We start from the raw sequence: 26,594 nt of genomic DNA on the forward strand, positions 1-26,594 counted from the left end.
GACGGGGATCAGCGGTTGACGACGCTCTTCTTCGTGGTGAGGACGGCTGCGGCCCCGACGACGAGCGCGAGCGCCAGTACATACATCGGGATCGCTGTCGAGCCGGTCGAGTCCTTCAGCGCGCCGATCATGTACGGGCTGACGAAGCCGGCGAGGTTACCGACCGAGTTGATCACGGCAAGGCCCGCGGCGGCCGCTGTGCCGCCGAGGAACGAGGTCGGCAGCGACCAGAACAGCGGGGCGCAGGTCAGTACACCGGCCGCGGCGATGGACAGGGCGACCAGGGACAGCACAGTTGATCCGGTCCAGCTCGCCGCCATCGAGAAGCCGACGGCGCCCATGAGGGAGGGGACGACCAGGTGCCAGCGGCGCTCTCGGCGCTTGTCGGCGGAGAATCCGAACAGGTTCATGGCGATGAGCGCGGCGACGTACGGGATGGCGCTCAGGACGCCGATCGCGAGGGCGCCCTTGATGCCGGTGGACTCGACGAAGGTCGGCATCCAGAAGGTGAGCGCGTACTGACCCATCACGAAGCAGAAGTAGATGAGGCACATCAGCCACACCTTGCCGTCGCGGAACGCGTCGAGGGCGCGGCCGTGGACGGTCTGCTGCGCGGCGTCCGCGGCGACGGCCCGTTCGACGACCGACTTCTCGTCGTCGGTCAGCCACTTGGCGTCACGCACGCCGTTGTCGAGCCAGAACATCGTGATGACGCCGATGACGAGCGCGGGAACGGCCTCCACGAGGAACAGCCACTGCCAGCCGTCCCAGCCGCCCACACCGTGGAACACGTCCATGATCCAGCCGGAGAGCGGATTGCCGAAGATGCCCGCCACGGGGATCGCCGACATGAACAGGGCGATGACGCGGGCCCGGCGCCGGGACGGGAACCAGTACGTGCAGTACAGGATGACGCCCGGGTAGAACCCGGCCTCGGCGGCGCCGAGCAGGAAGCGGAGCACGTAGAACGTCGCCTCGTTGGTGACGAACACGAACGCCGCGGACACCAGGCCCCAGCTGATCATGATGCGGGCGATCCAGGTACGGGCGCCCACCCGCTGCATCAGCAGGTTCGAGGGGACCTCGAAGAGGAAGTAGCCGATGAAGAACAGCCCCGCGCCGAGACCGTAGGCCGCCTCGCTGAAGCCGAGGTCCGAGGACATCTGCAGCTTGGCGAAGCCGACGTTGACGCGGTCGAGATAGGAGACGACATAACAGAGCATCAGGAAGGGGACGATGCGGCGGACCACCTTGCGGAACACGGCGTTCTCACGCGCGAGTTCGGGTGTGACGTCCGTGGGCACGGTCGTTGGCATGAGGGGCACTTCCTTGTGCGGCTCAGTGGTGCTCGAGCGGATGGGGACGGTCGACCGGGGGAAGGTCGACGGCGAAGGGTCACCAAGCCGCGCCGAAGGTGTCTCTCAGTTCGGCGATGGCGTGGTCGGGCAGCGGCTCGGGGTGACGGCCGGTGGTGAGCCACACGCGGGCCGTCTCCTCGAGTTCTTCGAGGACGGCGAGCGCGGAGGCGGCGTCCGGGCCCCATACGACGGGGCCGAGACGGTCGAGCAGCACTCCCTTGATCGGGGTGCCCTCGGCGGCGCGGGCGGCGATCCGCTCGGCCACCAGATCGGCGACCCGCGGGTCGCCGGGCCGGTGGTAGGGGACGAGCGGGACGTGCCCCACCTTCATGACGTAGTACGGGGTGATCGGCGGCAGTACGTCGTCCTGCCGCCACACACCGGCCAGGGTGAGCGCGACCAGGTGCGTGGAATGGGTGTGGATCACGAAACGGGCCGTGGGGTCGGCCGCGTAGATCCGGCGGTGCAGGGCGAGCGTCTTGCTGGCGCGGTCGCCCGCGAGCTGCTCGCCGTCGGCGCCGACCAGCGCGAGCCGATCGGCATGGAGGAAGCCGAGGGCCGCGTCGGTCGGGGTGATGAGATGCCCGAGGCCGTCGTCGAGCCGGGCACTGATGTTCCCGGCGGCGGCGTGGACGTAGCCGCGGGCGAACAGGCTGGTGCCGACGCGGACGATCTCGGAGCGGGCCGCGTCGACGGCGCGCTCGTGTGCTTCCGGGTGGGTCATGCCGCCGCCTCGTCGAGCAGGGTGAACGCCGCGGTGAAGAAGTCCGGGCCACCGAAGTTGCCCGACTTGAGCGTGATGTGGAGGGTGTCGCCGCCGGGCAGGGGCGCGGCGCACCACGGCACGCCCGGATCGATCTGCGGACCGATGCGCAGGCTGGTCAGCCCGAGGGCCTGGACGACGGCCCCGGAGGTCTCGCCACCGGCGACGACGAGCCGCCGCACCCCGCGTTCGACAAGGCCCTGAGCGACGCGGGCGAGCGTGCCCTCGACCAGCTCCCCGGCATCGGCGGCACCGAGCTCGTCCTGCACGGCGCGCACGGCGTCGGGCGACTCGGTGGAGTAGATCAGGACCGGCCCGTCGGCCAGGTGGGCCTCGGCGAACTTGAGAGCCTCACCGGCCACGTCGTCGCCCGCCGCGATCCGCAGCGGATCCACGCTGAACGCCGGGCGCCCCGAATCCAGGAACTCCCGCACCTGGCCGTTCGTGGCGGCGGAGACCGATCCGGCGACGACCGCCGAGTGACCGGAGGCCGCGGGGAGCCGGGCGGCGACGGGGGAGGGCTCGATGCCCCAGTTCGCGGGCAGCCCGATGGCCAGGCCCGAACCGGCGGTGACCAGCGGCAGGCCGGCGACCGCCGAACCCAGACGCACGAGGTCCTCGTTGGAGACGGCGTCGACGATCGCGGCACCGACCCCCTCCCCCCGCAGTTCGCCGATCCGCGCCGCGATCGCCTCCGGGCCCGCGGCGACGGCCTTGTGGTCGATGAGCCCGACCGGCCGCCGCATCTGCGCACCGAGCACGGACACCAGGTTCGAGTCGGTCATCGGGGTGAGCGGATGGTGGCGCATGCCGCTCTCGCCGAGCAGGACGTCACCGACGAACAGATGGCCCTTGAAGACCGTGCGCCCGTTGTCCGGGAAGGCGGGGGTCGCCACGGTGAAGTCGGTGCCGAGCGCGTCCATCAGGGCCTCGGTGACCGGGCCGATGTTGCCGGCCGGCGTCGAGTCGAAGGTCGAGCAGTACTTGAAGTAGATCTGCCCGGCGCCCGCCGACCGCAGCCAGTCCAGGGCGCGCAGCGAGGCGTCGGCGGCCTCGGCCGCCGGGACCGTGCGCGACTTGAGCGCGATGACGACCGCGTCCGCGTCCACGGGCGGGTGCGCTCCGGGCGCCGGTACGTCGATCAGCTGGACCACGCGCATGCCCGCGCGCACCAGGTTGTTGGCGAGGTCGGTGGCGCCGGTGAAGTCGTCGGCGATGCATCCGAGACGGATGGGCATGTCAGTTCTCCTCCGCCGGCCCGGGCCGGCCGGTCTTCGCTCCGGGCAGCTCGATCCCGGGGAAAATCTTGATGACGGCGCTGTCGTCCTCGCGGCCCAGACCGGACGCGGACGCCTGCAGGAACATCTGGTGGGCGGTCGCCGACAGTGGCAGCGGGAACGTCTCGGACCGCGCCGAGTCCAGTACGAGACCGAGATCCTTGACGAAGATGTCGACCGCGGACAGCGGCGTGTAGTCCCCGGCCAGCACATGGGCCATGCGGTTCTCGAACATCCACGAGTTGCCGGCGCTGTGCGTGATGACCTCGTACAGCGCGTCGGCCGGAACGCCGGCCTTGATGCCGAGGGCCATGGCTTCCGCGGCGGCGGCGATGTGCACACCCGCGAGGAGCTGGTTCACGATCTTGACCTTGGAGCCGAGTCCGGCGTGGTCGCCGAGCCGGTAGACGGTGGCGCTCATCGCGTCGAGCACCGGTCCTGCGAGGGCGTAGGCCTCGGGGGATCCGGAGGTCATCATGGTCAGCTCCCCGGACGCGGCACGCGCGGCGCCGCCGGAGATCGGGGCGTCCAGGTAGTGCACGCCCGACTCGGCGAGCCGTCCTTCGAGTCCGGCGGAGAAGGCCGGGTCGACGGTGGAGCACATCACGTAGACCGCGCCCGGCCGCAGCCGGGCCGCCGCGCCGCCGCCCTCGCCGTCACCGAACAGCACCGACTCGACCTGTGCCGCGTTGACCACGACGCCGACCAGGACGTCCACGTGGGCCGCGAGGTCTGCGGGTGACGCGAAAGCGGTCCCGCCGTCGCGGGCGAAGTCCGCGGCCACCTCGGGGCGCAGGTCGTGGACCCCCACGGAGAATCCGGCGGCGCGCAGACTGCGGGCCATGCCGAGCCCCATGGCCCCGAGGCCGACGACGCCTACGCGGGTCCTGGGCTCCGCGTCCGGTGCGGGGTGGTCCTGGTCGTTCATGTCACTACCTCTGTTCGTCGTGCGCAGGTCATATGATGACCTGCGGATGACATTGAGTACATAGTGACGCCGGTCACATTTCTGGGGGAGCGGGCGGTAGTCAGGAAACGGGAACGGGCGGGGCTCGGAAGCCCCGCCCGTTCCTGCCTACCGCCCGTTCCTGCTCCACCGCCCGCGTCACACCTGTGACTTGTACAGCCCGAACTCTCTGATGTGGACGGCGGCCCGGGCCTGGGTGACCCGCAGTCTCCAGCGCCGTGCGGTGACCGGCGCGGGCAGGGGCAGGATCCTGGTGGCGCCGACGGTGCCGTGCTCGGCGGCGACCGTCCAGGAACCGCCCACCTCCGCCTCCACCACGAAGTGCTCCACCTGCTGGCCGTGCCGGATGTCCTCGGCGAGCCGGATCCGGTCGACCGCCAGGGGCCTGCCGAGGTCGACGGTGCGCGTGCCCGCCCCGTCGTCGGTGACCCGGGCGTCACGCGTCAGGTCCACGGGCAGCTCGCGCTCGGTGCGCTCGCGGAACTCCCTGAGCCGGGCGACATCGGCGGCGGGCAGCAGGCCGTTCGTGTCCGGCGGGACGTTGAGCAGCAGAACGGCGCCGCGCCCCACCGACCGGTACCAGATGTCCGTCAACTGCGCGACGGACTTGGGCTGTTGGTCGGCGTGGTAGAACCAGCCGGGCCGGATCGACACGTCGCACTCGGCGGGGAACCACTGCAGGGCGGCGGCGTTCGGCTGCGCCTTGAGCAGCGCCTCGCGGCTGCCCTCGTCGGCCGAGTTGTACGGCAGTACACGCCCGTACTTGCCGTTGTCGCCCTGTTTGACGGCGATGACGCTCCACTCGTTCTCGCGCGCCATGCCGTCCTCGTTGCCGACCCATCGCACATCGGGCCCGGACACGGCGATCGACGCGTCCGGGGCCAGCTCGCGCACGAGGGCGTACCAGCTGTCCCAGTCGTACTTCTCCACCTTGTCGGGCGGGATGCGGCCCTGCGCCCCGTCGAACCACACCTCGTCGACCGGCCCGTACTCGGTGAGGACCTCGTAGAGCTGGTTGAGCATATGGGCGCCGTAGTCGGTCGCGTCGAGTTCGTACGAGGGCACGCCGCGCCCCGTCCGGTCGTCGCCGTCGACCAGGGTGGGGACGGTGCGGGTGGACCGCTTGCTGCCGTTGGCGTACACGCCGTGGGCGTACTGGTTCTCGTCGGCGGGCGAGATGTAGACGCCGACCTTGATGCCGTACTTGCGCATGGAGTCGGCGAAGGAGCGCAGGACGTCAGCGTCGCCGCCGCGCCAACTGCTGCTCACCACCCCGTGCTTGGTGTAGCGCGACTGATAGAGCACGAAGCCGTCGTGGTGCTTCGCGGTGAGGATGGCGAGCTTGAAGCCGCCGTCGCGCAGGGCGCGCGCCCACTGGTCGGTGTCGAGACCGGTCGGGCGGAAGATGTCCGGGTCCTCGTCGCCGGTGCCCCATTCGAGGCCGGTGAACGTGTTGACGCCGAAATGTAGGAAGGCGGTCTTCTCCAGGCTCTGCCAGGCGAGTTGCCGCTCTGTCGGACGGACGCGGGAGGCCTTCGCGATGAGTTCGCCGGGGGAGTCGTCGGGGCTGACGGGTATACGGAAGTGGGGTTCGGCCGGGGTCGCCGCGAACGCGGGAACGCCGGTGGTGGCGACCACCGCCGTGGCCGTGGCCGCCAACAGCACGTGACGTCGGGTCAGGGGCATGTGCGGGGGTCCCTTCGTCAGCGCTGGGCCAGGGCCCAGGTCGTGGGGGCCTTCTGGTCGGGCGGGTACTGCACGAGCCGCCCGTCCGTGTCCGCGTCCAGGGCCATACGCGTGATCGCGCTGGTAATGCGGTAGCCCCCGTCGGCCGCGGCGAGCTGCCAGCGCTGGAGGGTGTCCTTCGCGTCACAGGGCTCCCAGGTGACGGCGGATCCGGGCTCCAGAGGGACGTTGAGGGTGAGTTTCCCGCTGCGCGTCTCCAGGCAGGTGGTGCCGTCCGCGGATGCGATCGTCACATAGCCGTCGGGGGTCCGCGTGAGCCGGGCGCCGGCCGGCGCCGTGCGGTGGCCGCGGTCGGAGAGGGTGTACGTCCCGTCGGGGACCGGCACCCTGGTCGTGTCCTGCCATCCCGGCGCGTGGCCCACCGCCTCGGCGCGCGCGGTGAACTCCGCGTAGGTGGCGTCGGGGTGGGGAGCTCCCCAGGTGGCCTGGGCGATGTGGTTGAGCGGCAGGAAGGTGGCCTTGGCGACCTCGTTCTCGGTCTCGCCACGCCCGTTGTCCGGCCAGAGGCTGATCTTCGCGCCGGTGATGCCGTCGCGCGAGGCGAGCTTCTCACCCTCGAAGCTGCGCGGGTCCCACTGCTCGTCGTACAGCTTCTTCGTGTTGGTGTGGAAACCGCCGCGGACGAGGTAGAGGGAGTAGGCGGCGTTCATCACGGGGTGGCCCTGCGCGATGAGCTGACTCGGCTTCGTCCTGACGTTCAGCCAGTGTTCCACCGTCGTCCCGGGCGTGACGGGCACGGTGTTGGCGCCGGTCAGCCCGTCGTTCCAGATGCGCAGGTGCTTGCCCTTGCCGGCCGCGTACGCCCCGACGCGGTTCACGAAGTCGATGAACGCGTCCTGCGGTGTGGCGTTCGCCCCGTACTTGGCCTTCGCGTACGCGAGTACCTGCGGGTACTTGGCGAAGTCGGAGCCGAGCATGTACTCGTCCGCGCCCATGTGCCACCAGTCGGCGGGGAACACCTCTGCGTACTCGTCGATGAGGCTCTTGTAGTACGCGAAGGCCTCCGGCTTGGTGATGTCGAGCCGGGAGGGCTGTGCCTTGCCGTCGGTGTCGACGAGCTGGAGGTCGGGCCTGTCCTGGATCCAAGGGTCCATGTGCCCGGGGGAGTTGATCTCCGGGACGATGGTGACGTGGTACTTCTCGCCGAGCGCGACGAGGCGCCTGATCTCGCTCTTGGTGTAGTAGCCCCAGGAATTGGCCTCGGGGTGCGCGTCGCTCTTGACCTTGATCTCGACAAGGAGCTGGTTGAGCTTGTGGTACGCCATGTCGCGCACCAGGTTCTCCAGCCAGTCCGTGGAGATGTGGATGTAGCAGGCGCAGACGCCGACGCCGCGCTCCTTGTACTGGGGTACGTCGACGGTGCGTCCCGCCGGTATCTCATCAAGGTGGGCCAGGAGTTGCAGGACGGTGCGGGTGCCGTAGAAGGCTCCGGTCTCGGCGGCGCCGGTGATCTCCAGCTGCTTCCCGACCCGCAACTCGTAGCCCTCTGCTCCGAGTTGCTTGTCCCCCGGCTCGACGTCGACGACTATGTCCCCGCTACGGGACGGTCCGCCGGTGACGGGAACCGTGCCCTTGCCGGCGGCGCGCAGGTCGTCGGCGAGGGTCCGGGCGACGCGCCGGGACGCCGCATCGTCGGCGACGAGGCGAACGCCGGGGCCGTACTCGTAACTGCCGCCTCCGGGCGACCAGTTGGTGAGGGCGGGCACCGTCTGCGGAACCCCGGCGGGTTCGCTGTCGGCGCGCGCGGCGGAGACCGGGACGGCGGCGGAGAGCAGGAGGGCGAGCGCGGCGCCGAGGAGCCGGCGGGATGCTGTCGTCATGGCGGTCCCCCTTGCCGCTCCACCTTGAAGGTTGGCCCGGCGTCTTGGGTGCGAACTCATACTCAGAGCACTCCTCGATACGGCTCAAGGCTCGGTATTCATCGGAGGTCTGATGATGGTGGGGGTCTGCTGACGCGTCAATGGGTCGCGCGGGGAGGGAGGTTGAAGAAGTGATCGGATGACCATCCGTCGACGTCACTCACCGGTGATGTCCGCTCACGGAAGGTGTCCGCTCACGGAAGGTGTCCGCTCGCGGAAGGTGCCCGCTCGCGGATGGTGTCCGTCGCCGCGCTGTGACTTCCGATTCGACGACGCGCGAAAGGGCACTCGAATACTCGGCAGCTCACAGGAGGCCAGTGATGGCACGGATGCTCATCGACGGTGATGACCTGGTCGTGCACCTGTCGTGGCGGGAAAAGGCAGCGGCGCGTCGAGGTGATGTCCGCGCGCCGCTTACCGCGGTGAGCCGGGTGACAGTCGAACCCGACTGGTGGCGCCCCCTGCGCGGGGTCCCGCACAGAGGCCTCTGGAGCCCCGGAACCCGGTGTATCGGCACGCGTACACACGAGGCGGGGCTGGACTTCGTGGCCATCCGGCACGGCAGGCCGGTGGTGTGCGTCGAGCTCCGGGCCTCCGCTCCCTTCCGCCTGGTCGCCACCTCGGTTCCCACCATTGCGGAGGCCAGGTCCACGATGCAGGCCCTGGTCGGGCAGGCGCCGGACCTCGACATGTCCACGCCTTGCCGGCAGCCGTTGCCCGTACCCGACGAGAACCCGCCCTCCGCGTGAGTGCGTCCCCGGCGGCTCTCGCACGGGTTTTGCGTTCCTTCAGCTATTGTCCACCGCTGCGTAACCCGTAGCGTCTACAGCCGTGTAAACATTGTCGTGCTCCGCCCCCCCACGCATCGCGCAGTGCTCCACGCACTCATTCGCCACCTGCCCAGAGACGGAACCCATGAGCGTCATAAGCATCGGCCAGGCCGCCGTACTCGGAGTCGTGGAAGGAGTCACCGAATTCCTCCCGGTCTCCTCCACCGGCCACCTGAAGATCACCGAAGGGCTGATGGGCATCCCCGTCGACGACGCCTCCGTCGTGGGCTTCACCGCCGTCATCCAGGTCGGCGCGATCGCCGCGGTACTCGTCTACTTCTTCAAGGACATCGTGCGCATCGTGAGCGCATGGGGCCGAGGGCTGACCGACAAGGAGGAGCGCTACCACCACGACTACAAGTTCGCCTGGTGGGTCATCTACGCCACCATCCCGATCGTGGTGGTCGGACTCGCCGCCAAACCCCTGGTGGAGGGGCCGCTCGCCTCTCTGTGGGTGGTCGCGGGATCCCTGATCGTCGGCAGTGGCGTGATGTGGGCGGCCGATCAGATGGGACGCCACAAGCGCGGCGAGGACGACACCACCTTCAAGGACGCCATGCTGGTGGGCTGTTCGCAGATCCTGGCGCTGCTCTTCCCCGGCTTCTCCCGCTCGGGGGCGACCATGTCCACCGCCCTCATCCTCGACCTGGACCGGGTGGCCGCGACCCGGCTCTCCTTCTTCCTGGGCATCCCCGCCCTGACCGGCGCCGGCCTGTACGAACTCAAGGACGCCATCGGCACCGGAGTCGGCGCCGCACCTCTCGTCGTCGGCACCGCCGTCTCGTTCATCGTGGCCTACGCCTCGATCGCCTGGCTCCTCAAATTCGTCGCCCGGCACTCCTTCAACGCCTTCGTCGTCTACCGCGTCGTCGTCGGTGTCCTGCTCCTCGCACTGCTTGGAACAGGAGCCCTCAACGCCTGATTGCACGGTGTACACACGTGCTGCCGGCCGTCACGGCACCCGAATCGGGGCGCCGTGACGGCCGGCGGATCACGCGAATGACCGTACGAGAGTGGTGCAGTTGGCCGTGTGCTCGGGCCTGAGGTGCTCGCCCGGTGCGGCTACTGGTGTGCGACGACGGCGACCGGCGCCCGGGTGTGGTGGAGAACCGCGTGGGTGATCGGGCCGACGTGGGCGCCGACCGGGGACCGGCGGATGCGTCGGCCGACGACGACAAGTCCCGCTTCGGCCCCCGCTTCCACGAGCTGCCAGGCGGTACGCCCTTCCGCCGCGCGCGCGACGACGTTGACGCCGGGGTACTTCTCCCGCCACGGTTTCAGCAGCTCGTCCAGGCCGGTCTTCGCCGCCGTCTCGCGCTGGGCATGGAGTTCCGGGTCGTAAGCGGCTCCGTATCCCGCCAGTTGGGGAGGAGCCCAACTGTGCAGCGCCCGCAGGGTGCAGGACCTCCGGGCCGCCTCCTCGAACGCGAAGACCAGTAGCGCGTCGCAGGGTCGGCCGACGTCGACACCCACGACCACTTCACGGTCCGCGTCATGACTCTGGGAGTGCGGGGTGCCGTCCTCGCCGGCGCGCACCAGCACGACGGGTCGCTCCGTCGAGTGGATCACCGCCATACCGACGGAGCCGAGGACGAACCCGAGCAGCGTGCCGTGGCCTCGGGAGCCGAGGACGAGCATGTCCGCGGAGTCGGCCACGGAAGCCAGTGCCTTCGAGGGCGGATCGTCGTGGGACTCGGTGTCGATGTCCAGGTCGGGGTGGCTGTCGCGGAGCTCGTTCGCGACATCGCGCAGGAGCTTCTCCGCCCACCGGGACCGTTTCTCGGCACTGGTGAGGTGAGCGAGGTCGCGGGGTGCCGACCACTGCCTGGCGTGGACGAGGCGGAGCGGAACCTTACGCAGAAGCGCCTCCCGCGCGGCCCAGTGAGCCGCGGCCAGACTCTCCTCGGAGCCGTCGAGGCCGACGGCGACGAATCCGGTCATGATGGCCATCCTCAGGGTTCATGGACGAGGGCCGGCCCGCTGTCTGTGGCCCGTCTCCGCCGTGCCGAGGCGGAACGGAGGGGCCTCCTGAGTACCTCCTGAAACTCTAGCTCTCATCCTTCGAGCCTGTGCATCACTGCAGGCGGTGGTCTGTGTGGTTGCAGGCCAGGGGGCCCGTTCCGTCCGGAACGGGCCCCCTGGAAGCAGGTCAGACTCGGTCGGCGGCGATGAGGAGGTACTGGAAGGAGCCGTCCTTGTAGGAGTTGATGAACGCGTCCTCGATTCCCGTGACCAGCGACGACGTCGCCCGCAGCTCCCAGTAGGGCAGGGTGGCGGGGGTGAGGTCGACGACGGCCTGCGGCACCAGGCGATTGTCGGCCATGGCACGCAGGTACTCGCGGCGCGAGTGGATGTTGCACTCGAAGTGCGCGTTGATCTGGGAGACCCACTTCGAGGGCTGGCCGTACCGCGGGTTCCAGCAACCGGTGATGGTCACGTAGCGGCCGCCGACCTCGAGGATGCGGGAGTGTTCCGCGAAGAGGTCCTGCAGGTCGACGTACATGCTCGACTCGTTGTTCCACGAGGCCGCGGCCTGCCCGGTCTCGAAGGGCGTGGAGAGCATGTTGCAGACGCGGGCGCGTACGTGGTCCTGGATGCGGAGCTCGTGGGCGCGCCGGTTGGCGAAGTCGGCCTGCTTGGCCGACAGGGTGACACCTTCGACCTTGCATCCGAAGCGCTGGTGCGCCATCACCATCGACCCGCCGCGCCCGCAGCCGGCGTCCACCAGAGTGTCGTCACGTCCGATGTCGCCGAGGTGCTCCAGGAGGACGTCGGCCTGCGCCGACTCGAGTCGGTGGAGCTCGGCGATGAGCTTCTTCTCGCTCTCGCTGTCCTCGGGGTCGCCGAGTGCCGAGTGGTCCACGTCACCGATGCCGTAGTGGTGGTGGTAGAGACCGTCGACATCGCCGAGGCGCAGGTTCACGGGCCGGGCTTCGCCGTCCCAGTAGCGGGCGATGTCTCCCTGGTAGGGGGTCGCCGGGCCGGGGATGAGTACAGAGGCGTCGGTGGCGGTGAGTTCGGTGCTGGTCGTGCTGGTCACAGATGCGTCCATTCTTCCTACCAGAAGTCGGGCAGGCTGTAGCGATAGGTGTTGGTCCGGTGCCAGTGGTGGTTTCCGTCGACCCAGGCGGCCACGCCTCGCAGGAAGCGGTGCACGGTCGGGACGGGGCAGTCGGCGGCCAGGGCCGCGGCGTTGCTCTCGAAGGCGTGCATGAGGTCGTTGTGGACCTCGACCGATTTCAGGTAGGCGTCCCGGTCGGAGAGGCCCTCACGTTCGGCGATCACGACGGGCAGGTTCAGGTGCCGCCCGGGAGCGGCGAGTTCCTTGGTGTACGAGTACAGGTCGTTCACGATGGTCGTCGCGTTTCCCGCGAGCGCGATGACCTTCTGCATGGCGGCCTGGGCGTGCAGGTCCGCCGGCAGTTCGTAGCCGCCTACGGTGTCGGTGATGGTCGGGCAGGGGCGGAAGTTGTTGAACTGGCGCATCGCCAGGTATTCCCACACCTCGGGTACGTGGTCCATCTGGGACCAGGCCGCTTCGGCGAGATACCCCAGGTGAAGCCGGGCCATGTCGTGCCGGAACCGGTCACTCTGGGAGGGGCTGGCCGCCTGGTCGAAGTAGGCCATGGCGGAGCGGTAGGCGCGCCGGGGTGCGTCCGCGTGGAGCGACTTCGCCCATGGCGCCTGGTACTCCTCCGTCGTGTACACGGGGTCGAGTGCGGTGTGCGCCAGCAGAAGGCGTTCGCCGAGGCCGTCGGGCGAGCCCCCGTGGTCCTCGCAGTAGCAGTCGTCCACCGCGTTCTCGGCCACCATCAGTCGTGTGGCGATCATCAGGTGGTCGACGGTGGGTGCGTCCGGATGGCAGCCGACCATGTACCGGCCCACGGAGAAGCCGTCGAACTGTTCCTCCCAGTCCTCGGGATACAGAGAGACCTCGTCCAGCGCCCAGGACTTGATCCTCCGGCTGACCTCTTCGACCCGCACCGGGTCGGGCTCGGCCACCGGGTGGTGGTAGAGGCCCGGGATCGGCCTGCCTTCCGCCGTAGCTGCCGACGGCTCTGATGGCGCCGGCAGCTGCTCCCGCGGGATCAGGCTCAGGCCCGCCGTGCCCAGGCCGCCGGGGCCGCGCAGGATCCGGTCCAGGTCGGGGGCCGGTGCCGGCACCACGGTTGCCGGGGCATCGGCGGGAAGCGGTGCGGGCACGGACACCGCAGGCGGTGCGAGCACGGACACCGTAGGCGGTCCGGGCATGGAAACCGCAGACGGTACGGCCACGGAATCCGGGGGCGGTGCCGGCATGGATCGTGCACCAGGCGGGTCGCCGGTGGCCGCCTTGATGTCGCAGGCGCGGGCCGCGGCTTCGACGAGGATGTGCGCCCCGAAGTGGGCAGTGGCCGCCGGCAGGCTCGACTGCGGAGATGTCGGCTCAGGCGCGGGCATCGATGGCTCCTTCGTGGGGTGGGCGGCTGTCCCGTGGCCCTGTCAGGTGGGTGCGAACCGGAGGGTCCGGGGCGTGGCGGGACGCCGTGCAGGCCATCGCCCGTTACCTGGGCCAGCGGGCGATCTGGACGTTCTCCATCACGCCGACCGCGTCCGGCACGAGGATGGCGGCGGAGTAGTAGGTGCTGACGAGATAGGAGGTGATCGCCTGCTCGTTGACGTTCATGAAGCGGACCGACAGACCCGGTTCGAACTCGTCCGGCAGACCTGTCTGATGAAGACCGATGACGCCCTGGTTGTCCTCGCCGGTACGCATGCAGAGGATCGAGCTGGTCTTCTCCTTGGTGATGGGGATCTTGTTGCAGGGAAGGATCGGAACCCCGCGCCAGGCCGGAACCTGCTGACCACCGAGGTCGACATGGTCCGGGTAGAGCCCCCGGGCGTTGAACTCACGCCCGATCGCCGCGATGGTCTTCGGGTGGGCGAGGAAGAACTTCGACCCGCGACGGCGGCTGAGCAGCTCGTCCAGGTCGTCCGGGGTGGGCGGGCCGGAGTGCGGCTGGATGCGCTGCTTGAAGTCGGCGTTGTGGAGCAGGCCGAACTCCCTGTTGTTGACCAGCTCGTGCTCCTGGCGCTCGCGCAACGCCTCGATGGTGAGCCGGAGTTGCTCCTTGGTCTGGTTCATCGGCTCGTTGTAGAGGTCGGCGACCCTCGTGTGGATCCGCAGAATGGTCTGCGCGACCGAGAGTTCGTACTCGCGCGGATTCAGTTCGTAGTCGACGAACGCGCCGGGCAGCTCATGCTCGCCGGTGTGGCCGGCCGACATCGCGATCTCCGCCTCGCCGCGGTGGTTCTGCCGCTGGTGGGGGAGCCGGGCGAACTCTGCGATGTGGTCCCGCAGGCCCGGGGCATTGGCGAGCACGGACTCGAAGTCGGCGCGCGACAGAGTGAGGAGGGTGCCCGCCGTCTCGGCGGTGGCGGTGTGCTCCCACGGGGCGTTCCCGTCCAGCAGGGCGTGGTCCCCGAACCGGTCGCCGTCGGCCAGTACGTCCAGGGCGACCTCGTCGCCGTACTCGCCGACGGAGGTCTGGCTGATGCGGCCGTGCGCGATCAGGTGGAGCTTGTCGGCGGCCGTGCCGCGTTCCACCAGGGTCTCGCCGGGCCCGAAGTCGCGTTGGACGCACTTGTCGGCGAGCGCAGTCAGTACTTCTACGTCGTCGAAGCCGCGCAGCAGTGCCACTTCGCCGAGCTCCCGGGGGATCACCCGGACGTTGCCGCCGTCCTGGACGAACTCCACGCGCCCGTCGCCGACGGTGTACGTCAGGCGGCGGTTCACCCGGTAGACGCCGCCCTTGGTCTCCACCCAGGGGAGCATCCGCAGCAGCCAGCGAGAGGTGATCTCCTGCATCTGCGGGGCGGACTTGGTGGTGGTGGCGAGATTGCGGGCCGCCGCCGTGCCGAGGCTGGATTGCTGGGGTGGCTCCGGTCGCGCTTCCTGACTCGAGTCAACAGTCATCGGGCGAGCACTCCTTGTTCAGGGGGGTGATGGCGCTCAGGCGGACGCCATCGGACAACAGGATGAAATGGGTCTATACGAAGGTGAATCCGTCCAGATCCAGGGGAACGCTAGTGGCCGTTCCGCCCCGTGGACCATGGGAAACCGGGGACATTAACTCGATCCGATGATCAAGGCATGCGCGATGTTTGCCCGGGTAACAGTGGGATTCAGCCCCGCTTGGGCGGCGCGTTCCGGCCAGCGGCCGGTCGCCTCGCGCAGGAGGGGACTTGGCAAGTCGGGGGGCCGCGGAAGTGCCGTACTCCTGGGGCGACTTGGGCGACCGCCGTCAGGGAGCATTCGCCCCTTGACATCGTGCGACGTTGTGGGTGGCGCACTCGGCTCACCGGCCGGCTCTCTTGAGGTCGAGAGGCCTGTGACGGAACGAAGACGCCGCGGAGGACCCCCCTGTGACTCGGTGCGAGTTGCAAATACTTCCGACCACATGCACCGCGCCAGTTCTGGGGGATCACGGTGGCTCGAAGCCGGCGGGCGGTGGCTCGGGGGGAAGTGGCCCGCGGGCGCGGGGGAGGTCAAGGGCGCCTACACCGACGTCCTGGTCTACCCCACGCACAACACCAAGTAGGGGCGGTGCCCGCACCCCCCACCCCTGGGGCGAGCAGCCGCATCGCCAGCCGCTCGCCCCTTTCGCTGCCAGATGCCGGGACGGGTCGTTCCGCCGTCGGCCGAAACCTCGTAACGACGCCGAAAACCTCATAACGACCAGGAATGGTCATGGAGTTGGCGCCGGGTTCGGCGGATGCGCGACGAGGTCCGTTCACTGTTGATCGCGGTCTTGTCAGTGAGCCGTGTGGTGGATAGGACTGTCGGTGTGCTTGATCACCGGAGGTGTGGGTGCGTCCTGTCGTGGCAGTTGGTTCGGAGGTGAGTCGCTGAGCGCGTGAACTGCACGATCCGTTGATTTCCGGGTGAGTGGAAGGTGGAGCAGCTCATGAGTCAGGCGCGGAACACGGGAGTGAGCCGGCGGCGTGTGCTGCGTACGGCCGCCGGATTGGCCGTGACCACGGCGGCGGTGCCGTCCGGAGTCGCGTTCGCGGCACCGGAGCGGACGCTGTCCGATGAGGACCGCCGGCGCAGACACGCCGCCAAGGTGACGATCACGCGGGACGACTGGGGTATTCCGCACATCGTGGGGGAGACCACCGCCGACGCCGTGTTCGGGATGATGTACGCGCAGGCGGAGGACGACTTCAACCGGGTCGAACGGAACTACCTCGTCGCGCTGGGCCGCCTCGCCGAGGCCGAGGGCGAGAGCGCGATCTGGCAGGACCTGCGGCAACGGCTGTACCTCGATCCGGAGGCGCTGAAGAAGGATTACGCGAAGTGTCCTCAGTGGCTGCGCACACTGATGCAGGCCTGGGCGGACGGGCTCAACCACTACCTCGCGACCCACCCCGAGGTGCGCCCGCGCGTGCTCGACCGGTTCGAGCCGTGGATGCCGTTGAGCTTCTCGGAGGGCAGCATCGGCGGCGACATCGAGTCGGTACTGCTCACCCAGCTCGAGGCCTTCTACGCGGAGCGGGACGTGCCGATGACCGACGAGGAACGCGGCCTCGTGCTGCGCGAACCCACGGGGTCCAACGGCTTCGCGATCGCGCCGAGCCACACCCGGGACGGCCACGCGCTGCTCCTGATCAACCCGCACACCAGCTTCTTCTTCCGCTCGGAACAGCACGTGACGAGCCGCGAGGGGCTCGACGTCTACGGTGCCGCCACCTGGGGCCAGTTCTTCATCTACCAGGGCTTCAACGCGCACACGGGATGGATGCACACATCGAGCGGCGTCGACAACATCGACGAGTTCGCCGAGACGATCGTGACGCGGGCCGACGGGACCCTGCTCTATCGTTACGGCGACGAGCTGCGCCCCGTCACGACGAAGACGATCACGTTGTCCTTCCGCACCGAGGACGGCGGACAGAGAAAGCGGAGCTTCACCACGTACGCCACGCATCACGGGCCCATCGTGCGCGAGGCGGCGGACGGCAAGTGGATCGCGTGTGCGCTCATGAACAAGCCCATAGAGGCGCTCAAGCAGAGCTTCCTGCAAACCACGACGGACAACTTCGCGGACTATCTCCGGGTGGCGGGCCTGAAGGCCAACAGCTCGAACAACACCCTCTTTGCGGACTCGAAGGGCGAGATCGCCTTCCTGATGCCGCAGTTCATGCCGAAGAGAGACGACCGTTTCGACTACCTCAAGCCCGTCGACGGCAGCGATCCCGCGACCGACTGGCACGGACTGCACAGCCTCGACAGCATGCCGCACGTCGTGAGCCCGAAGAACGGCTGGGCGTTCAACACGAACAACTGGCCCTGGACCGCCGCCGGTTCGGACAGTCCCAAGGCGGCCGACTATCCACGCTACTTCGACAAGGTCGGCGAGAACCCGCGAGGGCCGCAGGCGGAGCGAGTGCTGGGCGCGCGTGACGACTTCACCCCGCAGACGCTGCTCGCCGCCGCGTTCGATCCCTACCTGACCGCCTTCGCGCGGCTGCTGCCCGGGCTGGTCGCCGCGTGGGACCAACTCCCCGAAGGCAACGGCCAGAAGGCGGCGCTGGCTGGTCCGATCAGGCTCCTGCGCGACTGGAACCACAGGTGGGCCGCTGAGTCGACCGCGACGTCCGTGGCCGTTTTCTGGGGTGAGGACATGTGGGCGCTCACGTCCCAGGCGGCGGCCGATGCCCGTATGTCGGTCTGGGACTACATCGCCGACCGCGCCAGTGACACGCAGCGCCTCGGGGCGCTGGAGACGGCGACCCGGCGGCTCGTCCGGGACTTTGGCAGCTGGCAGGTGCCCTGGGGCGACATCAACCGTTACCAGCGCAACGACGGAGCCGTCGTCCAGCAGTTCAACGACGCCAAGCCGAGCATCCCGGTGCCCTTCGCCTCATCGCGCTGGGGATCCCTCGCCTCGTTCGGAGCGAAGGCCTACCCGGGAACGAAGCGCTACTACGGCACCAGCGGCAACAGCTTCGTGGCGGTGGTGGAGTTCGGGCCGCGGCTGCGCGCCTGGGCGGTGACCGCGGGCGGCGCGAGCGGACATCCCGACTCACCGCACTTCAACGACCAGGCCGATCGCTACGCGAAGGGCGACCTGCGGCCGGTCTATTTCTACCCGGACGACCTCGAGGGCCACATCGAGCGGAGGTACCGGCCAGGCATGTGAGGCTGGTGGCCCCGGCCGGGACGGGCTACGGACCGGGGCCCCGGCCGGGGCTGGGCTCGCGCCGAACCAGGCCGACCTAGCATTTGCTTGGCTCAGGCTTGTAGAGTCATGGGTATGCGAACCGGGCTGTGCTCGTCCCTGATCCGACAGGATTCCGCCGTGCGGGACCTTCAACGTTCACCGGCGACCCGTTCATGTCCCCGATGAAACGGTTCTCCGGCGTCACGCCGACGTCCGAGCCCGCGTCACTGCGTGAACTGAGCGACCGGCAGCGGATCCATGACGTCGTCCTGCGCTACTGCCGTGGTGTCGACCGCCTCGACCTCGACCTGGTCCGCTCCGCGTACCATCCCGACGGAGTGGACCACCACACCGGCTTCAGCGGTCCGGTGGACGCCTACATCGCGTGGCTGGAACCTCTGCTGCGGGCGTTCGACGGTACCCAGCACATCATCGGCAATCACTACGTCGAACTGCTCGGCGACGAAGCCGTGGCGGAGACGTACGGCACGGCCGTGCACTGGGGCTCACCGGCCGACGACGCGCGGCTCAACTTCACGAGCGGCTTTCGCTACGTCGACCATTTGGCACGGCGGGACGGGCAGTGGGCGATCGTCGAGCGGTTCGCGGTCCGGGAATGGACACGCAGTGACGCCGGCGTGCGCATGGCGCCCGAGGCGGACGGGCCCCGGCCCCGGCGCGACGGGTCCGACCCGCTGCACATCCTCACTCGCCGCGTCCGCCGGACTGCCCGGTCGTAGAAGTCGGCCGCCGCCGAGGCTGCGGCAGGGTCCACATCACCGCCGTCGGATACTTCTCTCCGACCGCACATCGATCGATTCGTGAACGGAACGGAAACCCGACCATGCCGATCCAACGCCTGAACCACGCCGTGTTGTTCGTGTCCGACGTGGCGCGCAGCACGGACTTCTACTGTGATGTCCTCGGGTTCCGGGCGCTGCCGCAGGCGTTTCCCGGCGCCGCTTTCCTGCAGGCGGCGGGCTCCGCCAACGACCATGATCTGGGGCTGTTCCAGTCCCAGGACACGGCGCCCGGCGGTCACCGCGCCGGCGGAGTGGGGCTGTACCACCTGGCCTGGGAGGTCGACACCCTCTCCGAACTGCGCCGCGTGCAGGTCCGCCTGGCGGAGGCCGGGGCGCTGACCGGGGCGAGCAATCACGCCTCCACGAAGGCGCTCTATGCGCGCGACCCGGACGGTCTGGACTTCGAGGTGTGCTGGCTGGTCCCGGATGAGGCGGTCGTCGCGGAACTGTCGGCCATGACCTCTCCCACCCGCCCCCTCGACCTCGACGCCGAGATCGCCAAGTACGGCGCGGACACCCCCGGTGGTCCCCGCACCGACCCGACGGTCTGGCAGCACCTGAGGACCTGAGGACCTGAGGACCTGAGCACGTGAGCACGTGAGCACGTGAGCACGTGAGCACGTGAGCACGTGAGCACCTGAGCACGTGAGTACCTGCGTACCTGACACGGCCGCTCTGAGCCCGTAGAACCGGGGGGCTATCGCGTCATGCTCCGGTGCCAGCGGAGCTCGCCGTCGTGCCAGGTGTCCGTGGGCGTGAGCCCGGCGGCGGTGGCGACGGCGGCGGATGCCCGGTGTTCGGGGTGGATGTGGGCGATGACGGTGTGCACAGGCTGTCCGCTGAGCCAGTCGACGAGTCCTCGGGCTGCTTCGGTGGCGATGCCTCGACCCTGCCATGGGGTACCCACCACCCAGGCGATCTCGGCCACGAGGCCGTGGCCGGAGGGTCCGACCGTGGCCTGGACCGTGCGCGTCAGACAGGATTCATCACGGAGTCGCGTCACCCAGTTCAGCCAGGAGACGGCCGGATCGGGGGAGCCCGCGGTCATGCGCTCATAGCGCGAGCGCAGGGCTTGCGGAGTGTCCGGAGCGCCGCCGATGAAGGTGTGCAGGGCCGGATCGGACAGCACGGCGGCCATCTCCTCGGCGTGCTCCACGTGCAGCGGCAGCAGGTCGAGCTGCCGGGTGCTGATGACCTGGGCCGCGAGCTCGCTCACGCTGCGGCCGCCTCGGGGTGTTCGACGAGGCGGCCGCGTTCGAAGGAGTAACCGGTGGTGGTGCCGTCAGAGTTGACCACGCTGAGCACGGGCGTGCCTTCCCGGCCCGCGCGCCGACGTGGGCCTGCTCGATACCTGTGTACCGCTTTGGCGCGGCAGTTCTTGAGCACGGCCGGGTTGGCCGGCGCCCCGTAGGCGAGGGCGGTCAGTCCGTCAGAGGGCAGTGGGTGCCGGTGTAGATGGTCGGCATGCAGCGGTTGCAGTGGATGCATGAGGACCGTACGTCCCCGTCGGCAGCGATCCGTGCGATCAGGTCGGGTTCGCGCAGCAGGGCCCGCGCCATGGCCACGAACTCAAAGCCCTCGGTCATGGCCCGGTCCATCGTCTCCCGGCGGGTGATGCCGCCGAGCAGGATCAGCGGCAGGTCCAGTGCGGCACGGAACCGCCGGGCCGACTCCAGCAGGAACGCCTCCTCGTACGGGTAGCTGCGCAGGAACTGCTTGCCCAGCAGGCGGATGCCCAGCCGCTGGGGCTGCGGAAAGTGCGCCGCGAACTCCTTGATCGGCGCGTCGCCGCGGAAGAGGTACATCGCATTGAGCAGGGAGCTTCCCGCGGTGAGTTCCAGCGCGTCGACCGAGCCGTCGTCCTGGAGGAAACGGGCCACCTCGATGCTCTCGTCGATCCCGAAGCCGCCGGGAACGCCGTCCTCCATGTTGAGTTTGGCGGTGATCGCTATCCGGTCGCCGACCTCGTCCCGTACGGCGCGTGCGATGCCGCGGGCGACCTTGGCGCGGTTTTCGAGGCTGCCGCCGTAGCCGTCCGTGCGGCGGTTGAGTTTGGGGCTGAGGAAGGAGCTGGCCAGGTAGTTGTGCCCGAAGTGGATCTCCACGGCGTCGAATCCGGACTCGATCGCGATGCGCGCCGCGTCGGCGTGGGCCCGGGTGACGCGGGCGATGTCCGCTTCGGTGGCGGGTTTGCTCAGACGCAGGCTGACCGGGCTGAGCAGGCGGCCGGGCGCCAGCGCCGGCAGCCCGTTGGACCTGGCGTCGGCGACCGGTCCGGCGTGTCCGAGCTGGGCGGAGACGGCCGCGCCCTCGGCGTGGATCGCGTCGGTCAGCCGGCGCAGTCCCGGGACCGCCTCCGGGCGCATCCAGATCTGCCGGCGCTCGGTGCGGCCCTCCGGGGCCACGGCGCAGTAGGCGACCGTCGTCATGCCGACACCTCCGGCGGCCGGGCGCCGGTGGTACTCGATGAGCTCGTCGGTGACGAGGGCGTCGGGGGTGCGGCCCTCGAAGGTGGCCGCCTTGATGATCCGGTTGCGCAGGGTGAGGGGGCCGAGCCTGGCCGGAGCGAGGACGTCCGGCGGGGGAGGGGGAGCGGTGTGCGCCATGAGGATCAACCTTCGTGAGGATCGGAGCCGGCCGGCGGGGCGTCAAGGCCGGCGGTGACGAACGCGATCACGGATGTGAGAGGCACAGGCGGCGCCGCACCGAGGTCGGCGACGTCTGCGGCGGGCTCGCCGTACAGCTGCAGCAGCAGGCCGAAGGCCAGCCGCCAGCGGTCCTCGGCCTCTTGGGCCGACAGGTCCGGGCGGGCCGCGCGGAGCAGTTCGCGCCAGGGGTCGTGGCGGAACCATGGATCGTCGAAGGGCAGCTCGTGGCTGCGGAGCACCACGCGCGCCAGCAGGTGCAGCAGCATGCGTCCCTCGCGGCGGGTGGCGAGTTCAGCCAGGGGGCGGACCACCACGTCGACGAGTTCGGCCACGTCAGGGGTCCAACCTGTGTGCCGACGCCGCGTCAGCCCGGCCAGGCGATCCGCCCAGAGCGGGCCGAGCCGGCTCTGCAGCAGGGCCACGGCCAGGCCCTCTTTGGAGCCGAAGTGGTAGTGCACCGCGGCGGGGTTCATTCCCGCCTCAGTGTTGACGGCACGCACCGAAACACGCTCATACCCCTGTTCGAGGAAGAGCCGCTCGGCCGCATCGAGCAGGCGTGCCCGGGTCGCATCAGTGGCCATGGCACGGCATGACAGCACAGAGTGCGAGACCTTTCAATCAGTGATTGAAAAATTGTGACAGTGGACGAAGGGAGAGGTACGGGAACAGTCGGTGTGGTCGGCACGGTTGCATCGACCGAGGGACCGGCGCCGCGGTGGCGGAGAGCACGGAGACCGTGAGGTCGTCCGCTCCGCTCCACCAGGATCCGGGCCCCGGGATCGCGGTACGCCCGCCGCGTACTCGGACGACGACGTATTTATGCAGGAGGACTTTTCATGACTGACCGGCCCTTGACGCTCATGGCAGTACACGCCCACCCCGACGACGAGGCCACCGGAACCGGAGGGGTCCTTGCGCGGTACGCGGCGGAAGGAATCCGCACGGTTCTCGTGACATGTACCGACGGCGGTTGCGGTGACGGACCGGGGGGTGTCAAGCCGGGCGATCCCGGGCACGATCCGGCGGCCGTCGCCGTGATGCGCCGTCAGGAACTCGAGGCGAGCTGCGGCGTCCTGAAGGTCAGCGACCTGGAGATGCTGGACTATGCCGACTCCGGGATGATGGGCTGGCCGAGCAACGACGCCCCCGGATCTTTCTGGCAAACGCCCGTGGAGGAAGGCGCCGCCCGGCTCGCGGAACTCATGCGGCACTACCGCCCCGATGTGGTCGTCACATACGACGAGAACGGTTTCTACGGACACCCCGACCACATCCAGGCCCACCGCATCACGATGGCGGCCCTGGAGATGACCGCGCTGACACCAAAGGTGTACTGGACGACGATGCCCCGCTCGGGGATGCAGCGGTTCGGTGAGATCATGCGCGAGTTTCATGAGGACATGCCGGAGCCGGACCCTGCCGAGGCCGCTGCGATGGCCGAGATCGGCCTCCCCGACGACGAGATCACCACGTGGGTGGACACCACCGCGTTCAGCGGTCAGAAGTTCGATGCGCTGGCCGCGCACGCCAGTCAGGGCGAGAACATCTTCTTCCTCAAGATGGGCAAGGCGCGGTTCGGCGAGTTGATGGGCGTGGAGACCTTCCTACGAGTCAAGGACGCCACCGGCGCGGCCGTACCCGAGAACGATCTCTTCGCCGGACTGCGCTGAAATGTGAACGCGAGTGTTCTGCGCCCCATGTGTCGCCCCTCGCCGAGGACTTGAGCAGATGTGCCGTACAGGCAGATCATGCACTCGGGGCCGGCCGGGGCATCGGCCGGGTGGCAAGGGGGAGACCATGCGGCACAGGCCGTTCTTTCGCTGGGTACTGACGCTCGGCGTTCTGCTGTTCGGTTGGTCGGCGTACCTGTACGCGTCCTATCCCGAGACGCGGCAGATCGACCTCACCGTGATCAGCGAGAAGCCCGACGGCCGGTGCACGGTTCGCTGGAAGGACCCGTACAGCGACGGGGGTCGCCGGCGTGAGGCCACCTACCTCTGCGATCCCGGCCGCGGTGCGGTGCTCAAGCCGTCGCACAGCATCCTGGGCATGGAGAACGGCTGGGAGACCGGGTTCATGTTCACCGAAGGCCCACACAGGGGCGACCTGGAGCCGTCCCTCGACGAGAAGGATCCCTACGGCCTGTCCGACACGCTCGTGCTGTTCGGGCTGGCCCTGATCGGCATCGGTCTCGTCGGGGGAAACATCCGTGGCGCGATACGCCTCACGGGTGCGCGCCCTAAGACCCTCGCGCGGGCACGGAAGTTGTACGAGGCGGCCGACCAGGTGGCCCGGGACCACGCGCAGGCCTGCGACGCCGTGCGTGCGGCGTGGAACGCGCTGCGCCGAGAGCGGATCGACGCGAAGCTGACCGCTGTCCCCGTCGCGCAGCTGATCAGGACAGTGACGGGCAGACAGGCGCTACGGGACCTAGAGGCGGCCGGCGTCCGCACGACGCGCGACGTACTCGACGCCGGAGTGCCGGGCCTGGAACACATGGGCGTGGGCGACCGCTCGGCCGAACACGCCCACACCGCCGCCCGTCGCCTCGCCGACGATGTCGAGGCCACCCTGTCGGGGCGCCTCGATCCCGCCACCCCCGGACCACACACCGCCGCCCTGCTCGTCGCCCTGCACGTCCTGCTGGAAGCGGGAGCCGAAGCCCACCAGGTGGCACGCAGGGGCAAGGAACTCGCCGGCGAACTCGAACCGGTCCTCACCGCGGCCGAACCCGCATCCGGATACCTCAACATGCTGCGCGCCGGCCGGGAACAGCGCGAGAGCGCCCGCTCCGCCGTCACCGAGCTGCGATCCCTCATCACCGCCTCCGAACAGGAAGAACTCCTCGCCCGTTTCGCCCAGACATCCGTCGACCTGCTGCGCGCATCCGACGACCGGAACCTCGGCCTCTCCGCACGGGTGGATTTCGAGAGCCGCACCGGTCAGTACTACGGATTGCTGGCGCAGGTCGTGAACGCGCGCGGCGCCCTTGCAAGTCACTGACCTGAGTTTCACGGGCCGCCAACCGCTTGGGGTGGGCGCAGTGCGGTGGCTCACGCCATTTCGCGACTGCGCGCATCGGCACGGGCCCGGCCGGCCGGTCAAGGGGCCCGGAACGCTCGCCGGTAGGCGCCCGGGGTCGTGCCGGTGTGGGCGCGGAAGCGGCGGCGCAGGTTGACCGCCGAGGCGAGGCCGACACGGGCCGCGATCGCCTCGACCGGCAAGTCCGTCTCTTCCAGCAGGGTGCGTGCCGTGGCCACCCGCCGGGAGAGCAGCCACGCTCCCGGACTCGTGCCGAGCCGGTCGGCGAAGCGTCGGGCCAGGGTGCGGCGTGAGACGCCGAGGTGGGCGGCCAGGCCGTCCACCGACAGCGGCGTCCCGAGGCGCTCGTCGGCCCACCTGAGCAGGCCGTCGAGCGCATCGTCCGGCGGCGGAGGCGGCGCGTACCGCGCCCGGCCGCCCTTGCGCTGCGGCGGCAGCACCATGTGCCGCGCGAGCAGCGCGGCGTACGCGGCCCCGTGGTCGCGCCGGACCAGATGCAGGCACAGGTCGAACCCCGCGCCCGCGCCGGCACTGGTGGCGACGTCACCGTGATCCACGTAGAGCCTGTCCGGCTCCACACGCACCTGGGGGAACTCACGCCGTAGCTGCTCGACGCGCGCCCAGTGCGTGGTGGCCGAGCGGCCGTCCAGCAGTCCCGTGCGGGCCAGCGCGAACACCCCGGAGCAGATCGTGACCAGCCGCGCCCCACGCGCGTGCGCCCGCAGCAGCGCGCGGCGCACGGCATCGGAGAGCGGCTCCTCCACCGGCAGCCAGCCCGGGATGATCACGGTGTCCGCTGTCTCGAGCGCCGACAGGCCCTGCGACACGGACATCGCGTAACCGCCCGTCGTCGGCACCGGGCCGGGTGTCTCCGCGCACGTCTCGAATGCGTAGTGCTGCGGCACCCCTGGCCGCTTCGTGCCGAAGACCTCGACGGCGCAGCCGAGTTCGAACGTCGACTGCACCGGCCGCACCAGGGTCACCACGCGATGCATGGCACGAAAGTACCCCACGGTGTCATCGAAGGATCTGTCCCGCCGGGGCCGACGGACGGCACTGTTGCAGGCATGCACCCCGAGATCCTTACGCAGGAGGGTTACACCTCCGTCTCTGTCGATGTATCCCCCGTCCGTGAGCTGTTCCCCGGGATCCGGCTGCGTCCCCTGTGGCGGGGACCGGCTGGCGCGCACGCCCACGTGCTGGAGATGGACGCGGGCTCCACCTGGCCGCACCGCGACGTCCACGAGCCCGGCCCGGAGGAGGTCTACGTGGTGGCCGGCACCTTCAACGACGGAGCACGCGACTACCCGGCCGGCACGTTCCTGCACGCCCCCGCCGGGTCGTGGCACGTGCCCTCGACCACCACAGGCTGCACGCTGTTCCTCTTCTACCCGGCGGGCTAGCGGTCCGTCGGACCGGACCATGGGCGGAGCCGAGTAGCGGCGGCAGCAGGGGAGGTTGATGGAGCATCAAACGGCGTTGTCAGTGCCCCCTCATAGAGTGAAGTCATTCGACAGGCTCTGGGGCGAGGGAGTAGCAGCATGTCCGTGAACAGGATCCAGCACAAGGTGAATCATGTCGCGCTGGTAGTGGACTGCTCCGGTTCGATGCGTCCGCACGAGAGTCAACTGGTGCGTGTGGTGGACGAGTTCGTGTCGGGGCTCAAGACGGAGTCGGACACCCTCGGCCATCCCTGATCTTGCGTGGGTATCCCCGGCTTCGGCCGGAGAGGGAAACGCATCTTCGGATCGAAGGCGCGCAGTGCCGGAGTTCTCTTCGTCTCTTCGGTGACGGTCAGATAGGGCGCTTCTGGCGAAGTAGGACCGAACCGACGAACCGACGTGAAGGGGGGTGGGTCGGATGATCCGTGCGTACAAGTTCCTCATGCGGCCCACCGTGGGCCAGGCGGCAGCGCTCGGCGAGATGCTGCGCGATCATTGCTCGCTCTACAACGGTGCGCTGCAGGAACGCCGCGACGCCTACCGACACGTCTCGAAGACGAGCATCAAGTACGGGCAGCAGTCCGCACAGCTCAAGGACATCCGGGCGTTCGCCCCGGAACGTCAGGGCCGCTGGTCGTTCTCGTCGCAGCAGG

24 protein-coding genes and 1 pseudogene are annotated in these 26,594 nt (G+C 69.3%); 11 read left to right on the forward strand and 14 right to left on the reverse strand.

From position 1 onward, the window contains the following. Positions 1–8 precede the first annotated feature (8 nt). The 6 genes from EOT10_RS07730 to EOT10_RS07755 form a co-directional block, all read right to left on the reverse strand. The gene (locus EOT10_RS07730) at positions 9–1,316 is read right to left on the reverse strand and encodes an MFS transporter (protein ID WP_127827287.1); all 1,308 of its coding nucleotides are present in this window, start codon (positions 1,314–1,316) and stop codon (positions 9–11) included. Between the two features lie 79 nt (positions 1,317–1,395). Continuing rightward, positions 1,396–2,082: a class II aldolase/adducin family protein gene (locus EOT10_RS07735; RefSeq protein ID WP_127827288.1), complete on the reverse strand. Its 687-nt coding sequence runs from the start codon at positions 2,080–2,082 to the stop codon at positions 1,396–1,398. Beyond that, positions 2,079–3,359 carry a 3-oxo-tetronate kinase gene (otnK, locus tag EOT10_RS07740; RefSeq protein WP_127827289.1) on the reverse strand — a complete coding sequence of 427 codons (1,281 nt, stop codon included), beginning with the start codon at positions 3,357–3,359 and terminating at the stop codon, positions 2,079–2,081. Before otnK ends, EOT10_RS07735 begins: the two co-directional genes overlap by 4 nt. 1 nt (position 3,360) lies before the next feature. After that, positions 3,361–4,374, reverse strand: coding sequence for an L-threonate dehydrogenase (ltnD, locus tag EOT10_RS07745; protein WP_223280878.1), 1,014 nt, complete (start codon positions 4,372–4,374; stop codon positions 3,361–3,363). Between the two features lie 129 nt (positions 4,375–4,503). After that, positions 4,504–6,051: an alpha-L-fucosidase gene (locus tag EOT10_RS07750; protein WP_127827290.1), complete on the reverse strand. Its 1,548-nt coding sequence runs from the start codon at positions 6,049–6,051 to the stop codon at positions 4,504–4,506. 17 nt (positions 6,052–6,068) lie between these two features. Next, on the reverse strand, positions 6,069–7,931 hold the full coding sequence (locus EOT10_RS07755; RefSeq protein WP_127827291.1) for a glycoside hydrolase family 20 protein: 1,863 nt from the start codon (positions 7,929–7,931) through the stop codon (positions 6,069–6,071). Between the two features lie 470 nt (positions 7,932–8,401). Here EOT10_RS07755 and EOT10_RS41010 point away from each other — a divergent pair, with 470 nt between their 5' ends. Together EOT10_RS41010 and EOT10_RS07765 are read left to right on the forward strand one after the other, a co-directional pair. After that, positions 8,402–8,719 carry a hypothetical protein gene (locus EOT10_RS41010; RefSeq protein WP_146003133.1) on the forward strand — a complete coding sequence of 106 codons (318 nt, stop codon included), beginning with the start codon at positions 8,402–8,404 and terminating at the stop codon, positions 8,717–8,719. Positions 8,720–8,885: 166 nt separating this feature from the next. Next, the gene (locus EOT10_RS07765) at positions 8,886–9,722 is read left to right on the forward strand and encodes an undecaprenyl-diphosphate phosphatase (protein WP_127827293.1); all 837 of its coding nucleotides are present in this window, start codon (positions 8,886–8,888) and stop codon (positions 9,720–9,722) included. A 140-nt stretch (positions 9,723–9,862) separates the two neighbouring features. Here the strand turns inward: EOT10_RS07765 and EOT10_RS07770 are convergent, their stop codons facing one another. The 4 genes from EOT10_RS07770 to EOT10_RS07785 all read right to left on the reverse strand — a co-directional run bounded on the left by EOT10_RS07770 (position 9,863) and on the right by EOT10_RS07785 (position 14,756). Beyond that, positions 9,863–10,741: a universal stress protein gene (locus EOT10_RS07770; protein WP_127827294.1), complete on the reverse strand. Its 879-nt coding sequence runs from the start codon at positions 10,739–10,741 to the stop codon at positions 9,863–9,865. A gap of 208 nt (positions 10,742–10,949) precedes the next feature. Then, positions 10,950–11,852, reverse strand: a complete 903-nt coding sequence (locus tag EOT10_RS07775; RefSeq protein ID WP_127827295.1) for a geranyl diphosphate 2-C-methyltransferase — start codon at positions 11,850–11,852, stop codon at positions 10,950–10,952. 5 nt (positions 11,853–11,857) lie between these two features. Then, complete coding sequence (locus tag EOT10_RS07780) at positions 11,858–13,240, reverse strand: family 2 encapsulin nanocompartment cargo protein terpene cyclase (protein WP_127827296.1); 1,383 nt, start codon at positions 13,238–13,240, stop codon at positions 11,858–11,860. Positions 13,241–13,343: 103 nt separating this feature from the next. Continuing rightward, entirely contained in the window at positions 13,344–14,756 is a 1,413-nt protein-coding gene (locus tag EOT10_RS07785; protein ID WP_127827297.1) for a family 2B encapsulin nanocompartment shell protein, read from the reverse strand. Positions 14,757–15,240: 484 nt separating this feature from the next. Here EOT10_RS07785 and EOT10_RS41205 point away from each other — a divergent pair, with 484 nt between their 5' ends. From EOT10_RS41205 to EOT10_RS07800, 4 genes are all read left to right on the forward strand, one after another. After that, positions 15,241–15,381: a hypothetical protein gene (locus EOT10_RS41205; RefSeq protein WP_189491307.1), complete on the forward strand. Its 141-nt coding sequence runs from the start codon at positions 15,241–15,243 to the stop codon at positions 15,379–15,381. Positions 15,382–15,747: 366 nt separating this feature from the next. Continuing rightward, complete coding sequence (locus EOT10_RS07790) at positions 15,748–17,985, forward strand: penicillin acylase family protein (RefSeq protein WP_127827298.1); 2,238 nt, start codon at positions 15,748–15,750, stop codon at positions 17,983–17,985. A 203-nt stretch (positions 17,986–18,188) separates the two neighbouring features. Next, the gene (locus EOT10_RS07795; RefSeq protein WP_127827299.1) at positions 18,189–18,746 is read left to right on the forward strand and encodes a nuclear transport factor 2 family protein; all 558 of its coding nucleotides are present in this window, start codon (positions 18,189–18,191) and stop codon (positions 18,744–18,746) included. A 104-nt stretch (positions 18,747–18,850) separates the two neighbouring features. Continuing rightward, positions 18,851–19,378, forward strand: coding sequence for a VOC family protein (locus EOT10_RS07800; protein WP_127827300.1), 528 nt, complete (start codon positions 18,851–18,853; stop codon positions 19,376–19,378). A 128-nt stretch (positions 19,379–19,506) separates the two neighbouring features. On the opposite strand, the gene EOT10_RS07805 is transcribed toward EOT10_RS07800, so the two are convergent. The 3 genes from EOT10_RS07805 to EOT10_RS07815 all read right to left on the reverse strand — a co-directional run bounded on the left by EOT10_RS07805 (position 19,507) and on the right by EOT10_RS07815 (position 22,038). Beyond that, positions 19,507–20,025, reverse strand: coding sequence for a GNAT family N-acetyltransferase (locus tag EOT10_RS07805; RefSeq protein ID WP_127827301.1), 519 nt, complete (start codon positions 20,023–20,025; stop codon positions 19,507–19,509). Positions 20,026–20,230: 205 nt separating this feature from the next. Next, complete coding sequence (locus tag EOT10_RS07810; protein WP_127827302.1) at positions 20,231–21,415, reverse strand: NADH:flavin oxidoreductase; 1,185 nt, start codon at positions 21,413–21,415, stop codon at positions 20,231–20,233. A gap of 5 nt (positions 21,416–21,420) precedes the next feature. Beyond that, complete coding sequence (locus EOT10_RS07815) at positions 21,421–22,038, reverse strand: TetR/AcrR family transcriptional regulator (RefSeq protein ID WP_127827303.1); 618 nt, start codon at positions 22,036–22,038, stop codon at positions 21,421–21,423. A 255-nt stretch (positions 22,039–22,293) separates the two neighbouring features. Here EOT10_RS07815 and EOT10_RS07820 point away from each other — a divergent pair, with 255 nt between their 5' ends. Both EOT10_RS07820 and EOT10_RS07825 read left to right on the forward strand, forming a co-directional pair. Then, positions 22,294–23,127: a PIG-L family deacetylase gene (locus EOT10_RS07820; protein ID WP_127827304.1), complete on the forward strand. Its 834-nt coding sequence runs from the start codon at positions 22,294–22,296 to the stop codon at positions 23,125–23,127. A gap of 127 nt (positions 23,128–23,254) precedes the next feature. Then, the gene (locus EOT10_RS07825) at positions 23,255–24,460 is read left to right on the forward strand and encodes a hypothetical protein (RefSeq protein ID WP_127827305.1); all 1,206 of its coding nucleotides are present in this window, start codon (positions 23,255–23,257) and stop codon (positions 24,458–24,460) included. A 98-nt stretch (positions 24,461–24,558) separates the two neighbouring features. Here EOT10_RS07825 and EOT10_RS07830 read toward each other — a convergent pair whose 3' ends face one another. After that, positions 24,559–25,494, reverse strand: coding sequence for a GlxA family transcriptional regulator (locus EOT10_RS07830; RefSeq protein WP_127827306.1), 936 nt, complete (start codon positions 25,492–25,494; stop codon positions 24,559–24,561). A gap of 72 nt (positions 25,495–25,566) precedes the next feature. Between EOT10_RS07830 and EOT10_RS07835 the strand changes: the two genes are divergently transcribed. The 3 genes and pseudogenes from EOT10_RS07835 to EOT10_RS07845 all read left to right on the forward strand — a co-directional run. Continuing rightward, positions 25,567–25,902: a cupin domain-containing protein gene (locus tag EOT10_RS07835; protein WP_127827307.1), complete on the forward strand. Its 336-nt coding sequence runs from the start codon at positions 25,567–25,569 to the stop codon at positions 25,900–25,902. A gap of 138 nt (positions 25,903–26,040) precedes the next feature. After that, a pseudogene (locus tag EOT10_RS07840) lies at positions 26,041–26,190 on the forward strand (VWA domain-containing protein); the annotation flags it as partial. A 169-nt stretch (positions 26,191–26,359) separates the two neighbouring features. Next, the coding region (locus tag EOT10_RS07845; protein WP_148671505.1) for a helix-turn-helix domain-containing protein at positions 26,360–26,594 on the forward strand (235 nt) is incomplete at its 3' end.

Origin of the sequence: Streptomyces antnestii (genome assembly GCF_004005495.1) — a bacterium.
GTDB classification, from domain to species: Bacteria; Actinomycetota; Actinomycetes; order Streptomycetales; family Streptomycetaceae; genus Streptomyces; species Streptomyces antnestii.

Excerpts from the sequence above, each read along its gene's own strand:
- EOT10_RS07755 (WP_127827291.1), bottom strand. The coding sequence starts at position 7,931 with ATGACGACAGCATCCCGCCGGCTCCTCGGCGCCGCGCTCGCCCTCCTG.
- EOT10_RS07815 (WP_127827303.1), bottom strand. The coding sequence starts at position 22,038 with ATGGCCACTGATGCGACCCGGGCACGCCTGCTCGATGCGGCCGAGCGG.
- EOT10_RS07780 (WP_127827296.1), bottom strand. The coding sequence starts at position 13,240 with ATGCCCGCGCCTGAGCCGACATCTCCGCAGTCGAGCCTGCCGGCGGCC.
- EOT10_RS07800 (WP_127827300.1), top strand. The coding sequence starts at position 18,851 with ATGCCGATCCAACGCCTGAACCACGCCGTGTTGTTCGTGTCCGACGTG.
- EOT10_RS07785 (WP_127827297.1), bottom strand. The coding sequence starts at position 14,756 with ATGACTGTTGACTCGAGTCAGGAAGCGCGACCGGAGCCACCCCAGCAA.
- otnK (WP_127827289.1), bottom strand. The coding sequence starts at position 3,359 with ATGCCCATCCGTCTCGGATGCATCGCCGACGACTTCACCGGCGCCACC.
- EOT10_RS07735 (WP_127827288.1), bottom strand. The coding sequence starts at position 2,082 with ATGACCCACCCGGAAGCACACGAGCGCGCCGTCGACGCGGCCCGCTCC.
- EOT10_RS07775 (WP_127827295.1), bottom strand. The coding sequence starts at position 11,852 with ATGGACGCATCTGTGACCAGCACGACCAGCACCGAACTCACCGCCACC.
- EOT10_RS07830 (WP_127827306.1), bottom strand. The coding sequence starts at position 25,494 with ATGCATCGCGTGGTGACCCTGGTGCGGCCGGTGCAGTCGACGTTCGAA.
- EOT10_RS07790 (WP_127827298.1), top strand. The coding sequence starts at position 15,748 with ATGAGTCAGGCGCGGAACACGGGAGTGAGCCGGCGGCGTGTGCTGCGT.
- EOT10_RS07825 (WP_127827305.1), top strand. The coding sequence starts at position 23,255 with ATGCGGCACAGGCCGTTCTTTCGCTGGGTACTGACGCTCGGCGTTCTG.
- EOT10_RS07765 (WP_127827293.1), top strand. The coding sequence starts at position 8,886 with ATGAGCGTCATAAGCATCGGCCAGGCCGCCGTACTCGGAGTCGTGGAA.
- EOT10_RS07795 (WP_127827299.1), top strand. The coding sequence starts at position 18,189 with ATGAAACGGTTCTCCGGCGTCACGCCGACGTCCGAGCCCGCGTCACTG.
- EOT10_RS07730 (WP_127827287.1), bottom strand. The coding sequence starts at position 1,316 with ATGCCAACGACCGTGCCCACGGACGTCACACCCGAACTCGCGCGTGAG.
- EOT10_RS07750 (WP_127827290.1), bottom strand. The coding sequence starts at position 6,051 with ATGCCCCTGACCCGACGTCACGTGCTGTTGGCGGCCACGGCCACGGCG.
- EOT10_RS41205 (WP_189491307.1), top strand. The coding sequence starts at position 15,241 with ATGCACCGCGCCAGTTCTGGGGGATCACGGTGGCTCGAAGCCGGCGGG.
- EOT10_RS07820 (WP_127827304.1), top strand. The coding sequence starts at position 22,294 with ATGACTGACCGGCCCTTGACGCTCATGGCAGTACACGCCCACCCCGAC.
- EOT10_RS07835 (WP_127827307.1), top strand. The coding sequence starts at position 25,567 with ATGCACCCCGAGATCCTTACGCAGGAGGGTTACACCTCCGTCTCTGTC.
- EOT10_RS07770 (WP_127827294.1), bottom strand. The coding sequence starts at position 10,741 with ATGACCGGATTCGTCGCCGTCGGCCTCGACGGCTCCGAGGAGAGTCTG.
- EOT10_RS07810 (WP_127827302.1), bottom strand. The coding sequence starts at position 21,415 with ATGGCGCACACCGCTCCCCCTCCCCCGCCGGACGTCCTCGCTCCGGCC.